This window comes from Winogradskyella tangerina (assembly GCF_003260205.1).
Taxonomy (GTDB): Bacteria; Bacteroidota; Bacteroidia; order Flavobacteriales; family Flavobacteriaceae; genus Winogradskyella; species Winogradskyella tangerina.
On the sequence record NZ_QERF01000007.1, the window covers coordinates 117,687 to 133,742 of the forward strand.

The 16,056-nt window shown below is 36.0% G+C and carries 19 protein-coding genes; 2 read left to right on the forward strand and 17 right to left on the reverse strand.

The window, feature by feature from the left end; all coding sequences use genetic code 11:
- Window positions 1-6: 6 nt before the first annotated feature.
- The 7 genes from DDY94_RS10875 to DDY94_RS10905 all read right to left on the reverse strand — a co-directional run bounded on the left by DDY94_RS10875 (window position 7) and on the right by DDY94_RS10905 (window position 7,847).
- Window positions 7-1,548, reverse strand: coding sequence for an acyl-CoA carboxylase subunit beta (locus DDY94_RS10875; RefSeq protein WP_111684139.1), 1,542 nt, complete (start codon window positions 1,546-1,548; stop codon window positions 7-9).
- 6 nt (window positions 1,549-1,554) lie between these two features.
- The gene (gene accC / locus DDY94_RS10880) at window positions 1,555-2,994 is read right to left on the reverse strand and encodes an acetyl-CoA carboxylase biotin carboxylase subunit (RefSeq protein WP_111684140.1); all 1,440 of its coding nucleotides are present in this window, start codon (window positions 2,992-2,994) and stop codon (window positions 1,555-1,557) included.
- A gap of 1 nt (window position 2,995) precedes the next feature.
- The gene (locus DDY94_RS10885; protein WP_111684141.1) at window positions 2,996-3,472 is read right to left on the reverse strand and encodes an acetyl-CoA carboxylase biotin carboxyl carrier protein subunit; all 477 of its coding nucleotides are present in this window, start codon (window positions 3,470-3,472) and stop codon (window positions 2,996-2,998) included.
- 84 nt (window positions 3,473-3,556) lie between these two features.
- Entirely contained in the window at window positions 3,557-4,237 is a 681-nt protein-coding gene (locus tag DDY94_RS10890) for a PrsW family intramembrane metalloprotease (protein ID WP_111684142.1), read from the reverse strand.
- Window positions 4,234-4,791: an NUDIX hydrolase gene (locus DDY94_RS10895; RefSeq protein ID WP_111684143.1), complete on the reverse strand. Its 558-nt coding sequence runs from the start codon at window positions 4,789-4,791 to the stop codon at window positions 4,234-4,236. Before DDY94_RS10895 ends, DDY94_RS10890 begins: the two co-directional genes overlap by 4 nt.
- Window positions 4,792-4,797: 6 nt before the next feature.
- Window positions 4,798-6,699: a toxin-antitoxin system YwqK family antitoxin gene (locus DDY94_RS10900; protein WP_111684144.1), complete on the reverse strand. Its 1,902-nt coding sequence runs from the start codon at window positions 6,697-6,699 to the stop codon at window positions 4,798-4,800.
- Between the two features lie 59 nt (window positions 6,700-6,758).
- Entirely contained in the window at window positions 6,759-7,847 is a 1,089-nt protein-coding gene (locus DDY94_RS10905; RefSeq protein ID WP_111684145.1) for a M42 family metallopeptidase, read from the reverse strand.
- A gap of 123 nt (window positions 7,848-7,970) precedes the next feature.
- On the opposite strand from DDY94_RS10905, the gene DDY94_RS10910 reads away from it, so the two are divergent.
- Window positions 7,971-8,663: a DUF4294 domain-containing protein gene (locus DDY94_RS10910; RefSeq protein WP_111684300.1), complete on the forward strand. Its 693-nt coding sequence runs from the start codon at window positions 7,971-7,973 to the stop codon at window positions 8,661-8,663.
- On the forward strand, window positions 8,664-9,293 hold the full coding sequence (trhA, locus tag DDY94_RS10915; protein WP_111684146.1) for a PAQR family membrane homeostasis protein TrhA: 630 nt from the start codon (window positions 8,664-8,666) through the stop codon (window positions 9,291-9,293).
- On the opposite strand, the gene DDY94_RS10920 is transcribed toward trhA, so the two are convergent.
- The 10 genes from DDY94_RS10920 to DDY94_RS10965 all read right to left on the reverse strand — a co-directional run bounded on the left by DDY94_RS10920 (window position 9,268) and on the right by DDY94_RS10965 (window position 16,028).
- On the reverse strand, window positions 9,268-9,747 hold the full coding sequence (locus tag DDY94_RS10920) for a DUF1572 domain-containing protein (RefSeq protein ID WP_111684147.1): 480 nt from the start codon (window positions 9,745-9,747) through the stop codon (window positions 9,268-9,270). The two genes, trhA and DDY94_RS10920, sit on opposite strands and share 26 nt — an antisense overlap.
- Window positions 9,748-9,774: 27 nt before the next feature.
- Complete coding sequence (locus DDY94_RS10925; protein ID WP_111684148.1) at window positions 9,775-10,278, reverse strand: cupin domain-containing protein; 504 nt, start codon at window positions 10,276-10,278, stop codon at window positions 9,775-9,777.
- Window positions 10,279-10,289: 11 nt separating this feature from the next.
- Entirely contained in the window at window positions 10,290-10,661 is a 372-nt protein-coding gene (locus tag DDY94_RS10930) for a hypothetical protein (RefSeq protein ID WP_111684149.1), read from the reverse strand.
- Between the two features lie 172 nt (window positions 10,662-10,833).
- A complete protein-coding gene (locus tag DDY94_RS10935) occupies window positions 10,834-11,256 on the reverse strand; it encodes a VOC family protein (RefSeq protein ID WP_111684150.1) in 423 nt (140 codons plus the stop codon).
- A 194-nt stretch (window positions 11,257-11,450) separates the two neighbouring features.
- Window positions 11,451-12,659 carry an MFS transporter gene (locus DDY94_RS10940; RefSeq protein ID WP_111684151.1) on the reverse strand — a complete coding sequence of 403 codons (1,209 nt, stop codon included), beginning with the start codon at window positions 12,657-12,659 and terminating at the stop codon, window positions 11,451-11,453.
- Window positions 12,660-12,755: 96 nt separating this feature from the next.
- Window positions 12,756-13,337 carry a pyridoxine/pyridoxamine 5'-phosphate oxidase gene (locus tag DDY94_RS10945; RefSeq protein ID WP_111684152.1) on the reverse strand — a complete coding sequence of 194 codons (582 nt, stop codon included), beginning with the start codon at window positions 13,335-13,337 and terminating at the stop codon, window positions 12,756-12,758.
- Between the two features lie 84 nt (window positions 13,338-13,421).
- Window positions 13,422-14,252: a hypothetical protein gene (locus tag DDY94_RS10950; protein WP_157957297.1), complete on the reverse strand. Its 831-nt coding sequence runs from the start codon at window positions 14,250-14,252 to the stop codon at window positions 13,422-13,424.
- 48 nt (window positions 14,253-14,300) lie between these two features.
- Window positions 14,301-14,891, reverse strand: a complete 591-nt coding sequence (locus DDY94_RS10955; protein WP_111684154.1) for a DUF4919 domain-containing protein — start codon at window positions 14,889-14,891, stop codon at window positions 14,301-14,303.
- Entirely contained in the window at window positions 14,884-15,426 is a 543-nt protein-coding gene (locus DDY94_RS10960; RefSeq protein ID WP_198658949.1) for a sterol desaturase family protein, read from the reverse strand. The genes DDY94_RS10955 and DDY94_RS10960 overlap by 8 nt, the downstream gene beginning before the upstream one ends.
- Window positions 15,411-16,028 carry a hypothetical protein gene (locus DDY94_RS10965; RefSeq protein ID WP_111684155.1) on the reverse strand — a complete coding sequence of 206 codons (618 nt, stop codon included), beginning with the start codon at window positions 16,026-16,028 and terminating at the stop codon, window positions 15,411-15,413. Before DDY94_RS10965 ends, DDY94_RS10960 begins: the two co-directional genes overlap by 16 nt.
- Window positions 16,029-16,056 lie beyond the last annotated feature (28 nt).

Here is a 16,056-nt window from a genome sequence, read left to right on the forward strand (position 1 = left end):
TTCAATTTACAAAGGAATATTCCCGTGCTTTCGCTTAGGCTCACTTACTTCTTTATTTTCTAGCATACTAAACGCCTTGATCAACTTTCGTCTGGTGTTTTTAGGCAGAATCACTTCATCAATATAACCACGTTCGGCAGCGCTATATGGATTGGCAAATAATTCGGCATACTCCGCTTCTTTTTCCTTCCACTTGGCTTCAGGATCGTCAGCACTTGTGATCTCCTTTTTGAAAATAATCTCTGCAGCACCTTTTGCGCCCATTACGGCAATTTCTGCATTCGGCCATGCAAAGTTCATATCTGCGCCAATATGTTTAGAGTTCATTACATCATACGCACCTCCATAGGCTTTTCTTGTAATTACGGTAACTCGTGGTACAGTTGCCTCACTAAATGCATACAATAATTTAGCGCCGTGAACAATAATACCATTCCACTCCTGATCAGTACCTGGTAAAAATCCTGGTACATCTTCGAGTACTAACAACGGGATATTAAAAGCATCACAGAAGCGTACAAAACGAGCAGCTTTCTTTGAACTTTTCACACCAAGCACACCTGCTAAGAACATAGGTTGATTGGCCACAATACCTATAGATCGTCCACCTAAACGTGCAAAACCGACGATAATATTTTCGGCATAATCCTTATGAATTTCGTAAAATGAGTCTTCATCTATAATCCCCTCAATGACACTATGCATATCGTAGGGTTTATTTGGGTTATCAGGAACAATATCAGATAAACTTTCTCTAACTTCATCCTTAAGTTCAAACTCTAAGGATTCAGGTTTTTCGCGATTGCTTTGTGGTAGATAACTCAATAACTTCTTAACATCCTCAAGGCATTCAACATCATTTGCCGACGTTTTATGAGCAACACCAGACTTGGTAGAATGTACACTTGCTCCGCCCAATTCTTCGCTAGTAACTTCCTCATTAGTCACCGTTTTTACAACATTAGGTCCAGTAACAAACATGTAACTTGTATCTTGAACCATAATAGTAAAATCGGTCATTGCAGGTGAATATACAGCACCACCGGCACAGGGTCCCATAATAGCTGAAATCTGAGGAATAACTCCAGAGGCTTGAACATTTCGGTAGAAAATATCAGCATATCCACCTAAGGAACGTACTCCTTCTTGTATACGAGCACCTCCAGAATCATTCAAGCCAATGATTGGCGCGCCTACATTGACTGCCATATCCATTATTTTGCAAATCTTTTCAGCATGTGTTTCAGAAAGAGACCCCCCAAAAACTGTAAAATCTTGGGCAAATACATACACCAGTCGGCCGTCAACTGTACCGTATCCTGTAACTACACCATCACCGTAAAACTTTTGGTTTTCCATTCCGAAGTCTTTGGTTCTGTGCGTTACTAGCGCTCCAATTTCTTCAAAAGACCCTTCGTCTAAGAGATAGAGGATTCGTTCTCTGGCCGTTAATTTTTTCTTTTGGTGTTGCTTATCAATTCTAGATTGTCCACCACCTAATTTTGACAGCGCAATTTTATCCTGAAGTGTTTTTATTTTAGTGTCCATAATATCTTAATTAGGTAGTCTTAATAATTTTTGATCTTTCAAATATTGCTTGAGAGCTAGGGTAGCAGCCAGTTCGGCTTCAATTTCACTCGCTTCTTCTACAATGCTTGGTGAATAATAATTCTTTACAAAATGCGTGTCGAAATTACCACTTCGGAATGCTTCATGTTTGCATACAAATCGTCCGAATGGTAATGTGGTCTGAACGCCTTTTACCTTGTAATTATCGATGGCATAAATCATCCATTCAATGGCCTCGCTTCTGGTTTTACCGTAGGTAATTAATTTTGAAAGCATTGGATCGTAATAAATAGGAATTTCCATGCCTTCTTCAAAGCCATTATCAACACGAACATGTTCTCCTTTTGGTAATTTATATTCTTCTAGCTTACCGACGCTTGGTAAGAAATCGTTCATTGGATCTTCCGCATAAACACGAAGCTCGAGGGCATGTCCATTAATTTTTAAGTCTTCTTGCTTAATGTTTAATTCTTCGCCGCGGGCCACCTTTATTTGAAGCTCTACTAAGTCTACCCCTGAAATCCATTCGGTAACTGGATGTTCAACCTGAAGTCGTGTGTTCATTTCGAGGAAGTAAAAGTTGTGGTCAGCGTCCATGAGAAACTCTACTGTACCGGCACCGATATAATCACAAGATCTAGCAACATTTATAGCTGCCTGACCCATTTTATCTCTTAATTGAGGTGTAAGTATTGCAGATGGTGCTTCTTCTACAACTTTTTGGTGACGCCTTTGGATGGAACATTCGCGCTCAAAGAAATGCAAGTAATTACCATGCGTATCTGCCATCACTTGTATTTCAATATGTCGAGGTGAAGTCACATATTTTTCAACGAAAACTGAACCATCTCCAAATGCTGATGTAGCTTCACTTATGGCGCGTTTCATTTGACTCTCAACATCTTTTTCGTTTTCTACGATTCGCATTCCCTTTCCACCACCACCAGCAGCAGCCTTTATAAGAATCGGGAAACCTATGCTTTTAGCAATTTCAACTGCTTCTTTCGGATCTGTAATTGCATGATCTACACCAGGAACCATTGGAATGTTATAATCCTTAACCGCTTCTTTGGCCGCTAATTTATCGCCCATCATTTTAATGGCTTTAGAACGAGGGCCAATAAAGGTTATACCATTTGCTTCGCATAACTCGGCAAACTCGGCGTTTTCACTTAAGAATCCATAACCGGGATGTATACCGTCTACGTTCATGGCTTTGGCAACTTCAATTATTTTATCACCTCTTAGATAAGATTCACTAGAAGGAGCTGGTCCAATGCATACAGCTTCGCCAGCATACTTTACATGAGGCGCATGTCTGTCTACTTCAGAAAAGACAGCGACCGTTTTTATACCCATTTGTTTTGCAGTGCGCATCACACGGATGGCGATCTCACCACGATTAGCAACTAGTATTTTTTTCATGTTATTCGAATTCTATTAAAAGTGAATTTTTTTCTACAGTATCTCCCTGTTTTACTTCGATGGATTTAATAACGCCTTCTCTAGGAGAGTTGATGACGTTTTCCATTTTCATAGCTTCTAATATCAGTAGCGGATCGTCTTCCTTAACGTCTTGTCCTACCGAGATGTTGATTTCTAAGATCAAGCCAGGCATTGGAGCTTTGATATTGTTGACTTTTTTCGCTGTACCGATGGCAAAACCCATTGCAGTGATCTGCTGATCGAGGGCGTCGCTGATTTTTACTTCATAAATATTATTATTGACTTTAATACGATAGCGTTTATCATTGAAGTCAGTGTCTAGTATTTTCGCTTTAATAGAAGCATTGTCGTGAAGTATATGATACTGATTTTTTGAGGTTTCAACAGCATCAAGTTGTTCTACTGCATCCGTGTTTATTTCAAACTCATAGGACGCATTAACTTTAGCTTTATACATATATTGTGATTATTAAACTTTGGCTAAATTAGATTATAAAGTGCTTCTAAAATATGAAATAAATCATGTTTAGAAAAGCCCTTACTAAGTTTTAAAATTTGAATTGTTCTGATGGCGTTTTATGGCTTTTCTAGAAAGAACGATAGCTATAAAAAGAGAAACAAATGCACCAGTTGAAATGCCTGGAATAAACCTTATGAATAAAAAGAAATCATAAGCTCCATGGAATAATACTGCTAAAAATAAACCCGCCATATTGAGCTTAAATCTATTATTAGAGAATTTAGCCTTTCCCATATAATAACCCATTAGTATTCCGAATGTTGCATGAGCTGGTACAGCCGTAAATGCGCGTAAAACTGCAGTTTCGAAACCCCCTTGTAGCACATACAGTATGTTTTCTGTGCAAGCAAAACCCATAGATACCATTACGGCGTAAATGATGCCGTCATAAGGTTCGTTAAAGGCTTTTTTAGGTTGTGCAAAGTATTTTACAATGACATACTTACTGAATTCTTCCGAAAGCGCAACAACAATAAAGGCATTGATAAACTGTTGCCAGATGCTATATTCATCGGTGATGGGTATAAAGTTTCCTGTGAATATATATAAGCCTGTAACAATTAGAACGCTTATAATTCCACCTAGAAAAAAACTCGCGATTAATAAGCCGACAGGTTCTTTTTCATATTTATCCTGAATATAGATGTAAATAATTATAGTAAGTACAGGTGCCACAGCACAAAGCAATAGATAGGTGTTCATAGTTTGAGCTGTTTTTTAATGGCATTCAAAACGAAAAGGTAATATGATTTGTTCGTTGGAATGAAGTGCAAGTTAGTTTTGCTGTTTTCTAATAATAACAAAAAGTCGCTAAAAGTGACTAGTTTAAGTGCTTCGACTTCGTTTTCTTGAAGAACGAGCTCATTCATATCAACTTTCAATTCAGCTATATAAACTTGATGAAATTCATTATCCTGAATGGCCCCATCGTCATAGGAAGATTCATAAAGTTTAACGCCAATTTTAGTGAGATCATCAGCTTTCAACTGTAAGCCTATTTCTTCTCTCGTTTCTCTTAATGCTGCTTCAATAAAGGATTCACCTGCGTCAATATGGCCTGCAGCAGAAACATCCCAGAGGAGTGGGTGAATGGCTTTTTTATGTGAACGTTGCTGCAATAAAATTTCACCTTCTTTAGTATATAACCACAGATGAATGGTATTGTGATACCATCCGTTTTTATGTGCTTCAGACTTTAAGGCACTTTTACCTGTTGGCTTGCCATCTTTGGTTACTATGTCGATGTATTCGTCCAATTTAATTCAATCAATAATTACACCTTCTTTATAGGTTATTTCATAAATCACTTTTCCATTTTCAAATTCTTGATATTTACCATCTAGTAAGCCGTTGCTATAGCTACACTTTTTAACTAATTGGTCATTTTCAGAATATTCATAAGGACCGTGCTTTTTACCATTTTTGTAGTTTATTAATTCGAGAGACGAGTCCGTATAGTACTTTTTATGAATGGTTGTTAGACCATCTAATTGATTGTTCTTATAAGTTTCTGTTTTTTCTAAATGGTCATTGTTATAATACTTGGCAACACCATTGAGCATATTGTTAGTAAATGGAAATTCGCAAATAACTTCAAGCCTATCTGAGAAGTCATCTTCATCATTTTCATTGAAGCCGCGTACAACTTCGTAAAACTTTACAATTCCTTCTTTTTTACCATCGACATAAGGAATCTCAATTCTTGTATCATCAAAAAGCACGTAAGAAAGTCCTTCTTTCTTACCATTTTTGAACAAACTTTCACTTATTGTTTCATGCGGCGAGAAACCCAGCAGGGCATGGGTTCGGTAAATTCGTTGCTTGTCGGTTTTTTGACCATTTTTGAAGTTTACATCGAGGTGCATACTCTGATTGTAAACATCGCTAACGGTAGTTGTATACTCGCTTAATATTCCGAATTCAGGATACATAAGCTTGTATAGGTTTAGAATATCTTCATCGTCGAAAAACGAGCCAAAGGCTATATTAACAATGTAGCGACCGTCTAGTTTTTCATTCTGAAAGGTGTATTGATGGTTATCGACCTTAATGTTATTTTCTTCAAGGTATTTGTATTTACAGGTCTCATCATTGTCATCAGAAGTAAAGCAACCTTCTTCAGCGAGGGAACCATTCTTATAGGCAGCCTTGAAAATTAACCTTCCATTTTTGTAAAGTTCGAACGGACCGTTTGCGATATCATCTTTAAAAAATGCTGAACTTACCAATTCGCCCTTTACATTCATAAAAAACTTTTCTCCATCTAAGCGATTTTTAGCGTAATTGGTAAACCTCAGAAATACTTCAAACTCATCTACTGCAAAACCACTTCTAACGATATCAAATTCATCCAAATCGCTAAAATATCCTGTAACTGGATTAATATATAACCCTTCTTTAATTTCAACACTTGTGTTATACATTATATTTTCAGGCCAGTCAGATTCAATTTGAAAGGTATAAACCTTGCCATTTCTAATGAGTTGTCCATGTTTCAGTTTATCTTCTGAATGCACTAGTTTCAGCCAGTTATCACCATTTTCGGTATACCAATTTTCAACACCTGTCTTCTTAGATTGGTTGAAATAAGCCTTTTTTAAAACCTGTTTGTTTTTGTGAAAATGATAGATACTATCTTGACTATAAGTACTTAAGGTCGAATAATCAATAATTGCAATTTCACCAGTATCGTAGTAGGTTGTTCTTATAGACTGATCATTAAGTCTGTCCTCAAGCATACGAAGCGCCAGGTTACCATCGAAATCATAATAAAATCTATCTTCTTTGTTCTTGTCGAAATATGTGCTATCAGACCTCTTATTTGGCATATCCGCATAATTACGACTGAGTTCGTATCTGTATAGCTCCAAACCGTTGTCATACATAGTACGCCTTTCAATTTTACCATTATAGTATTGAGTTTCAATACCATTTTTAATTCCTTTTTTAAAGGTTGTAATGGTATAATCTTTATTCCAGGTAGTGCTATTATCTTTATAACCAATTTTATAGGTTCCATCGAGCAACTTATTGTTCGAAGCGTAAATCTGTATGGAATCGTTTATGGTATAATCATAGTCGTAAATATCTAATGGTATAGGATTTTGACCATAAGAAATGACCGTGATCAATAATAATATGTAATGAATACGTTTAAATCTCATTATTAAAAGTTGATGCAGCAAACAGACCGGCTAATGATGCCAAAGTTCTTCAAGTTTACTTACTTAAAATAACTAAAAGTTTCGCCGTCTTCGATTTTAAGGAGTGTTTCATAGATGAGACGAATCACATTTTCAACATCATCCTTATGCACCATTTCAACAGTGGTATGCATGTAACGTAGAGGCAAAGAAATCAATGCAGATGCAACACCTCCATTACTATAAGCAAAGGCATCAGTATCTGTTCCGGTTGCACGAGAAAGCGCAGCACGCTGAAACGGTATTTTCTTTTCTTCTGCAGTATCAGTAATGAGATCACGAAGTTTCTGCTGAACTGCAGGTGCATAGGCTACTACTGGCCCCTTACCGATCTCTGCATAACCTTGTTTCTTCTGATCGATCATAGGTGTTGTTGTATCGTGCGTTACGTCGGTTACAATTGCGACATTAGGTTTGATAGTCTGAGTGATCATCTCTGCTCCACGCAGGCCAATTTCTTCCTGAACTGAGTTTGTAATATATAACCCAAAAGGTAAAGACTTTTTATTTTCATGAAGAAGTCTAGCGACCTCGGCTATCATAAAACCACCCATTCGGTTATCAAGAGCACGACAAACAAATTTGTCTTTATTCAGAATATGAAATTCATCAGGATAAGTAATAACGCATCCTACATGAACGCCCATTTTTTCGACCTCTGCTTTATCTTTAGCTCCTATATCTATACAAATATTATCAGGCTTTGGTGGTTCTTCTTTAGCTCTATTTCTGGTATGGATCGCTGGCCAGCCAAAAACACCCTTTACAATACCTTTTTTAGTATGAATGTTAACCACTTTACTTGGTGCAATCTGATGATCGCTACCACCATTACGAATAACATATAACAACCCTTTTTCAGAAATATAATTAACATACCATGAAATTTCATCGGCATGACCTTCAATAACCACCTTATATTTAGCCTTTGGATTAATAACAGCTACCGCCGTACCATAGGTGTCTGTGATAAATTCATCTACATAAGGTTTCAGGTAATCCATCCAAATTTTTTGCCCATCCCATTCGTAGCCTGTAGGTGATGCATTATTGAGATATTTCTCTAAAAAATTCATCGATTTTTTAGTAAGTAATTGCTTTTTTGCCATTTGAAAAATTTTTCTTTAAAAATAATAATATTAATAGGAATTTATGGTTATAGCCTGTAATAATTATTAATTTTGAATCTGCCAAAAATCGACTTTGGAACAATTTTGGAAGCCACAAAATATATGAGATATATTGCGTTAATCATATTGCTAATTTCGTCCTTGTCCTATGCACAAGAAGACCCTGTAAAGAAGGATACCACTCAGGTGCATTATATGATCATTGAGGGCGATTCTATTATGGTTACTGAGGTTGAACTCGATGAAGTCCTTGTACTTCCAGATCTTAATTTTAAAAACAGAGATGACCGTATCCGTTATATCGTTTTACGCAGAAAAACACTGAAAGTCTACAAATATGCCAAATTGGCTGCTGAGCGTCTTGAAACATTACAGAAACGATTGGCCACCTTAGAACGAAAACGAGACCGAAAAAAGTACGCTAAGGTGATTCAAAAATATATTGAGAATGAATTCTCAGCAGAACTTAAAAAGCTCACTAAGACCGAAGGGCAAATATTAATTAAACTGATTCATCGACAAACTGGTAAAACGGCGTTTCAACTCATTAAAGAACTTCGGAATGGCTGGCGAGCCTTCTGGTTTAATAATACGGCGAGTTTATTCGATATTTCTTTAAAAAGAGAATTTAATCCCATAGAAGTTGAAGAAGACTATTTAATTGAGGATATTTTGCAACGCGCATTCAGAAGTGAAATACTAGAGCGCCAAAAGCCTGCATTTGATATAGATTTTTATGCTTGTGTTGATAAATGGTCTAAACCTAAAACCGAACGCGATAACCCTAAAAATTAAATGCGCAAGCAAACTAAACTCGAAGAACAATTAAACGCTTGGTCTCATGGTATTGGGGCTGCTCTAGGAATTGTCGCTTTAGTTTTACTCATTGTTTTTTCTGATGATAATTCAAAGCCTTGGAGTCTGTTTAGTGTGATTATCTATGGTATTTCAATCATTGTACTGTTTTTAGCCTCTACCTTTTATCATGCAGTAAAAGGGGAGCGCCGTAAACACTATTTCCGAATTGTAGATCATATTAGTATTTATTTGCTTATTGCTGGTACTTATACACCTGTTTTACTGATTCTGCTTAGAGATAGTTTAGGATGGCATCTGTTTTGGGTCGTTTGGGGAATTGCCGCTTTTGGCGTGATCCTAAAACTATTTTTTACTGGTAAGTTTGAACTCTTTTCAACATTACTTTACTTGGTTATGGGTTGGTTGATCGTTTTTGATTTTTCAAACCTGTCAGAGGCTATAGGTCCTAATGGCGTATTGTGGTTATTTGCAGGTGGACTTTCTTATACCGTCGGAATTATTTTCTACGCCATACAGCGTATTCCTTTTAATCATGTGATTTGGCACATGTTTGTTTTAGGTGGTGCCATTTGTCATTTTTTCATGATCTTTTATCACGTGATTTAATCATCTTTTTAATTATTGCAATTTGCCCAAGATGATAATGCGTGTGCTCAATAATTCCGACTAAATTTCTAAAATAGGTACCATACTTTTCTTCAGCTAAATAGGTTTCAAGGATTTCATCTTCTAGTGCTTCTATATGTACAATGAATTCTTTGGCTTCCGTCCAGATATTACTAAGAAAAGCTTGCCATTCTTCTTCATTTTGAAGTTGAGGATGATCAAAACTGTATTGATCTCTAATGGTTAGGTCACCACCTTTGAGAACGTCCATGGTACCCTTCAGATAATAATGAATATGAAAGGTCAAGGAAAGAATGGTATTCAGTCCGGCAATAGTATATGTCGCCATCTGAAAGTCAACATCTTTAAGTTGATCTTTTAGATTAGAGGCTGTCCAATTTCCACCGAAATAAACTTTCTGTAAATTGTTGGCAATATGTTGTGTGAATTTCATTCTTGAAGAAATTTTCGGATAGTTTAGTTAATGATAAGTCAGTTTTTTGATAGTAGATTCTAAGTGAGGAAACATCTTGGTGAGTTCTGCGCCAGACCTTAGTTCGAAGTCCTCAAAGTCAAATCCAGGGGAAACGGTACAACCAACTAGGGCAATAGCATCTGGTTCAATGATCTCAGCAGCAAACCAATTTCCGCCAGGCACAACCAATTGTGGAACTTGTCCTTTACTAAGATTATCACCTATGATATATTCTGAATGGTCTCCCTCTTCAGAAATGATATGAAGTCGAATAGGAGATCCTTTGTAAAAATGCCAAATTTCATCTTGTTTAATGCGATGCAAAGCAGAGAACCGTTCTGAAGTCAACAAGAAATAAATGCATGTTGAATAATGCCGATTGCCCTTATAGTTAGTATCAAGGCTTTCGGCTTGAATAATACCTTTGCTTCGATAGGTTTCCTTAAAATAGCCACCTTCCGGGTGCGGTTTTAAATCTAATTTTTTAATAATAGTTTCTATGGAATTCATATAGGTTGTATCTATTTTTTGCGTTGGTTTCTAATAATAAGAAATGTTATTATGAAAAAGGGGATGACTGAGAGTAGTATTTTGAAATTCAAATTGATAATACTAATAAATAGCATAAGTCCGAACAAAAGTCCCAATAGAACAATCCCTAAATAGGTAAGTTTTTTACTTGGTTGCTTTTGAAACAAGGTAATTACAAGCAATATTTGACCTAACAATGGCAATAATGTAAATGGATGACTTACAGAATTGAAGTCTGTAAAAAGTCCTGAAATCACCTGATATTCTACTTCAAATAAGAAAGATGAATTATCTATTCCCCATTCTAGGTAGCCAAAGAAAGAGGATAAAATTAGGAGAAAATTCAGAATATTAGATTTCATTCTATAACCAAGGTAACGATTGATCTAGTACTTAAAATTACAAATAAATTACTGGAAAATAGGGCAGTAGTTTAGTTGGGTTTGTCTAAAAATTTATGTGACCCATCACAATTCGGTTTACGTTTTGAATTGTCAATGGTAAAATTAGTTAGACCATTTTGAAGGCTCAGTTTTAATTAACAATATTACCTTCTTTATCGAGTTCGAGAAAGGGATTAAAGGCAATTTCCCATAAATTATCATCCAAGTCTGAAACATAACTACTGTAGCCACCCCAATTCGTTTCCTGAGGTTCTTTAACGATATTAACATGCTTGGCTCTTAGGGTATTAATGAAATGATCAACTTCAGCTTTAGATTTTGTATTGTAAGCTAATGTAAAACCCTTAAATCCATTACCATCAGCATTAATAGTAGCGTCCTCAGCCAATTCGTCTTTGGGATATAAGGAAAGATAGATTCCGTTGAGTAAAAAAAATGAAATGTTGTCATTAATAGCTTCAGACTTAGTCCACCCAAATTTAGATTCATAAAAATCAGTAGCCGAAATGAGATCTGAAACACCCAAAGTAATTATGGTAAGTCTTTTTTCCATTTGAATTGTTTTAAGTTTGTGGTATCAGAATTCTACTAATTCAGAACCAGTTTTCCTTCACGTATGAGATTCCGTCTAATTTTTCTGAAAAATTTTATCATTGATTGCGTTAGGTCTTAAAGGTTCGATTAGGATTTCCTAAGGTTGAACTAAGATAGCAAAATGGAACGACAACAAATTTTAGTTGACTCTTTTCATGTTGTACTTTTTTGAGTCATTTTATCTAACAGTATAAAACCAACAATACCAAGAGTTACAAGAATCATAATCACCAATCCAATGGTGACACCCAAATTTGGTTTATCATAGAGTTCATCGCTAAACAGACTAAAAACATATCCTATAACGCGCGTTGGTACATAAGCTAAACTCACCAAGATTGCCAAATATTTAGGATTAGCAAACTTAGTTAGAATTGAATGTATGATGGGTGCAATATGTATTTCTGAAATTGCAAAAAATAGCAACGAAGCAAAGTAAAAGAGCATATGTTTCTCTTCTGGAACGTCTGGAATGAATAGCAAAATCGCAAATGCAATAATTCCGAAACTAAATCCGATAAGTAATTTGAAGAACTGCGAATTGTAGTATAACGACCAAATAATAATGGCAATGATGCTTATTGGTAACAAGAAAACGGAGCCGAACACTTGCCAGATATACTCAGGAATATCGAATGAAGCAATACTGCTAAGTTCGAGTTGAAGGTCAAAAATTCTGTAATTGCCGATTTCATAGACGCCCCAAAACAGCCCAACAATAATAAAGACGATGAGCACGGTAATTATTCGTCTGCCTGTGGAATAATTCTCATTTTGTGGTAGTTCGCTTTCAGAAGTTAATAAAATAGGCACCATTGCACATAGAGATATTACACCACAAAGTATAAAGGCAGCAGGGTATCCGAATTCTTCACCGATATATCCCAGAAGTGCTATTCCTAGGAATGAGCCAATATTTATAGCAAGATAAAATAGGGTAAAGCCAGCGTCTAAAAGTTTTGTTTTATTTAGATAAGATTTACCATAATTTGAAATGATATTTGGCGTAAAAAGACCACTTCCTAAGCCGACAAGAAATAAACCAGCATAAACCGAATAGGTCGTCCCAATGCATAATACAAATGCACCTAGGGCTTCAATAATGCAGCCTATAATTATTGCGCGCTTGTTTCCAATTAGCAAGTCTCCAAGAAGCGCTCCTAAAACCTGTGTAAAGACGATTGCAGTTGCAAACACCCCAAAAATTTGAATAGCTACAACACTGTCCATATTGATCACTTCACCTATCATATATATCACCAATAGGGCGCGTAAACCGTAATAAGCACTGCGTTCGAGCATTCTCGAAATGCAATAAAAAAGTGTTTCTAAGTTATGTTTTTGATCCTGAATTTTTTCCATGGGTTGAAATTTTGGTTGATTGTGAGTTAGTAACTCCTAATTTTTATGGCATTATTAAACGAATTAGAACGCATTAATCACTAATTTACATTTATTCTACGGTTGAATCTGTTTCATATGCCACTGTTCATTTTCAAGTTCGTAGAGTTTTCGGTTGTGGAATCTTGTTTTTTTAAACTCCATAAACTCAATCCTTATAGGCTTAATCGATAAGCCGCTCCAGTCCTTGGGTTTATCGATTTTCTTATTTTCAGAAACTACTTCTTGCACTTTTTTTTCGAGAAGCTCTAGATCCTGAACTTCTTGACCTTGTTCACAAATAAGAGAAACGGCCTTAGAATTCGCAGAGCGCTCTTCAAAATATTTTTCTGCTAGTGTTTCAGAGAGTTGAGAGGCAATACCCTGAATTCTTACTTGGCGCTCAGTTGCGGTCCACCAGAAGGTGAGTGCCACATTGTTGTTATGCTTAAACTCAAGACCTTTTCGCGAATTTAAGGGGCCAGTAATTACGAATTCATTATTAATTATTTCTTTGAGAGAAACAAAACGCGCATTTGGGAAATTATCAATCCCAACGGTAGATAAACACACGGCTGTTGGTATTTGAACTTGAGTATTTTTAAGTTCTTGTTCATACCAATTTTTGAACAGAGTTATTATATTTTCAATGGTCGTCATGCGTAGATTTGTTAGTCTTCATTCTTAATTATATCGAAAAGATCACCTTTTACCTTTTTCATTATTAACCCCATTTTAAATGAATTACTGGAATTTAATACTACCTAAAATTTTGGGCCTTATCTCTCTGCGAATGATACTAAGCGGATGATAAGGGAAATATTTATCAAAGGCTTCTATCTCTGAAAAATTCATCAAATTACCCTGATTGTATGATTTGTCGTAAGGGTCTTGACGATAACAATTCATAAGATCGAATAATTCTATCCCTGCTATTTCACAAATAGGATGCATGCTAATATTATCTCTCATTCCGGTGGGGTTCATTTCAGCCACCATGACCTGAAATTTATACATTTTTTGCTCCTGATAGTTATTGAGATTCAAGAAATAAACATAATCCATTCCGGGAGTTTCATCCTTTGGAAGTTTAATAATGCATTCGTAACCATCAATTCCTATATCATCAGAAATTGTTTGACACATAATTAAGCCACCACTTTTTTTGGCGGCGTGATCTCTAACCCAATTTCTATACATTAACATGTCATTTTCAATCTGTCCTTTTTCGATCTTATTGTCAAAATCGATACTGTCAACAATCATCACTTCGCCTTCATTACTGCGGTATTGTTGCTCCTTATCAGTGGAGTCGAGTAGATTCCAATTCAAATTATCGTATGTGAGACTACCCAGCTGAATGTTCTTAGAACCATAATTTCGGGCGTAATTTTTTAATTTCTCGTATTGATCCTTTTCATACATCAGTGTGAAAATAGAATCAAAAGCAGCCTCAAATTTATTTTCAATCTCAGGAGTAAGAGGTAAGTATTCTTCAAATAGATTTCTGTGCTCGGCATGAGACTTACCAGTTTGTTGGGTAGACTTATTTTTTTTGAAAAATTTTCGAAACATGTTCATTCAGTTTATTGAGGTGTCATCGGTCTAAATTTCAAATAAGGCTTATTTCCAGAATTGCCACCATTTTTTATTTGAAGCAGACGCGTCTTCTTCCGCTTCTTCCGAACCAAATAAACTTATTTTCCCACTATCCATAAGCTCTTGCATCTTCGTATATGGTGTGGTGATATCGAAGTAAATTGCCTTTCCAGATTTACAGTTTAATAAATCAAAGTACTTACCATCTTTTTGAACAAGCATTTGACTTTCCTTTTCCTCCGAAAGGTAGGAGAGTATGTCTCGTTCGTCTGAAATTCGGGTTACTAAATATGGATTTTCTTCAGTTCCGTCTCCCGTAGTACAAATGCCTTCCATAATTTTGTGCGCAAATACCAATTCGGATTGTGCATCTTTTTCCTTACCTAATTTTTCTAGCGCATAGTTTTTATAGAAATGTGCTCGTGGTGAAAGCAAGAGGTTGATATTATTGAAGGCTACTGCTTTATCAAACTGCTGGGTCGATAAAAATTCTTCGAGAACTTCAAGATCATTCGAATATGGATTATAATCTTTATCTGAAAAGATCTCCTTCTGAGAATTTGTAAAATTTTCCTTGTTGGTTTCTAGTATGAATTTAAAGAAATCATCAGTCATGCGCAGTGGGTTTCAGGGTTAATGTTTTTAATTTATTCCAAACTTGTTTCGGTAACATTGGTTCTACCAATTGACCAAGATATGTTTTAGGTGATTCTTCTTTAATGCCGAACTTTTCAGGTTCTTTATCTAGGCATTTATAGGTGCCGAAAATGACATCCATTATCGGAGAGATATTGGCGTAGTTGCCTGCTCTTCTGTCGAGATCATGATGCCAATGATGAAGCTCGGGAGCACCAATTAAAATTCTAAGAGGTCCGATTGGTAATCTTACATTTGAATGAATGTAAATGGCCCAAATGCCTCTAAAAGCGATAACTCCAGCTATAGATTCTAAGGGGAAACCCATGATAAATGCGGGTAAATTGATCAACCCGATGGTGTATAAAGAGTCAATAGGATGTTCACGATGAGCGGCCAACCAATCGAGATGTTCGGCGCTGTGATGTACTTTATGAAATCGCCATAAGAAATCAACATTATGTTGCAGTCGATGGCCCCAATAAATTAAAATGTCGCTTACCAAAATTTCCACTTCTTCTTTTTAGGAATTTTTTCAAAGTCGATGCTGGCAATAAGATAAGCATCGCCCTTAATTTCTGTGTACACTGCAATAAGTACATCATTTTTATTAACCCCAAAATTTTGATGAGGTTGATTGAGGAGCGTGCCACCAATAATCTTATTTTCCGGACTGTATTCTTCAACCCGCAACCAAACTTGCTCTGGCCTTATGTCTTTGTGTGGTGGTAATAAGACCATAACATCATCTGGATAGCCCTGAGCTCTAAATTCATCAAATAACTTTTCTTCTCTAAATAGTTCGAGTTTTGGTTTGCTGTAAATCTTCAGATAATCAGGCACATTGAGGTTGAACTCTTTAATTTCATCTTCGGTAGCATAGGACACTTCAGAGGCCTTATTTAAAGCTTCTGATCTTAATATAGTTCTTTGGTTTGTTGCAATAGCATCTTCCGTTATTTGAATGGAATCATTTTCAATTTTAAAGAATTTTAGGGCGTCGACAGTTAAACCTGCTTCATGATCAATATAGGTGTAGCCAAAAAAGTTGCTATGGTCTTTGTTGAGATTCTGATTTTGAAAATTGAGAACTTTTATCCAGGAATTTGCTTTCATATTTGAGATGGTCAATGCAGTTTTAGTA

Excerpts from the sequence above, each read along its gene's own strand:
- DDY94_RS10875 (WP_111684139.1), bottom strand. The coding sequence starts at position 1,548 with ATGGACACTAAAATAAAAACACTTCAGGATAAAATTGCGCTGTCAAAA.
- accC (WP_111684140.1), bottom strand. The coding sequence starts at position 2,994 with ATGAAAAAAATACTAGTTGCTAATCGTGGTGAGATCGCCATCCGTGTG.
- DDY94_RS10885 (WP_111684141.1), bottom strand. The coding sequence starts at position 3,472 with ATGTATAAAGCTAAAGTTAATGCGTCCTATGAGTTTGAAATAAACACG.
- DDY94_RS10890 (WP_111684142.1), bottom strand. The coding sequence starts at position 4,237 with ATGAACACCTATCTATTGCTTTGTGCTGTGGCACCTGTACTTACTATA.
- DDY94_RS10900 (WP_111684144.1), bottom strand. The coding sequence starts at position 6,699 with ATGAGATTTAAACGTATTCATTACATATTATTATTGATCACGGTCATT.
- DDY94_RS10905 (WP_111684145.1), bottom strand. The coding sequence starts at position 7,847 with ATGGCAAAAAAGCAATTACTTACTAAAAAATCGATGAATTTTTTAGAG.
- DDY94_RS10910 (WP_111684300.1), top strand. The coding sequence starts at position 7,971 with ATGAGATATATTGCGTTAATCATATTGCTAATTTCGTCCTTGTCCTAT.
- trhA (WP_111684146.1), top strand. The coding sequence starts at position 8,664 with ATGCGCAAGCAAACTAAACTCGAAGAACAATTAAACGCTTGGTCTCAT.
- DDY94_RS10920 (WP_111684147.1), bottom strand. The coding sequence starts at position 9,747 with ATGAAATTCACACAACATATTGCCAACAATTTACAGAAAGTTTATTTC.
- DDY94_RS10925 (WP_111684148.1), bottom strand. The coding sequence starts at position 10,278 with ATGAATTCCATAGAAACTATTATTAAAAAATTAGATTTAAAACCGCAC.
- DDY94_RS10930 (WP_111684149.1), bottom strand. The coding sequence starts at position 10,661 with ATGAAATCTAATATTCTGAATTTTCTCCTAATTTTATCCTCTTTCTTT.
- DDY94_RS10935 (WP_111684150.1), bottom strand. The coding sequence starts at position 11,256 with ATGGAAAAAAGACTTACCATAATTACTTTGGGTGTTTCAGATCTCATT.
- DDY94_RS10940 (WP_111684151.1), bottom strand. The coding sequence starts at position 12,659 with ATGGAAAAAATTCAGGATCAAAAACATAACTTAGAAACACTTTTTTAT.
- DDY94_RS10945 (WP_111684152.1), bottom strand. The coding sequence starts at position 13,337 with ATGACGACCATTGAAAATATAATAACTCTGTTCAAAAATTGGTATGAA.
- DDY94_RS10950 (WP_157957297.1), bottom strand. The coding sequence starts at position 14,252 with ATGTTTCGAAAATTTTTCAAAAAAAATAAGTCTACCCAACAAACTGGT.
- DDY94_RS10955 (WP_111684154.1), bottom strand. The coding sequence starts at position 14,891 with ATGACTGATGATTTCTTTAAATTCATACTAGAAACCAACAAGGAAAAT.
- DDY94_RS10965 (WP_111684155.1), bottom strand. The coding sequence starts at position 16,028 with ATGAAAGCAAATTCCTGGATAAAAGTTCTCAATTTTCAAAATCAGAAT.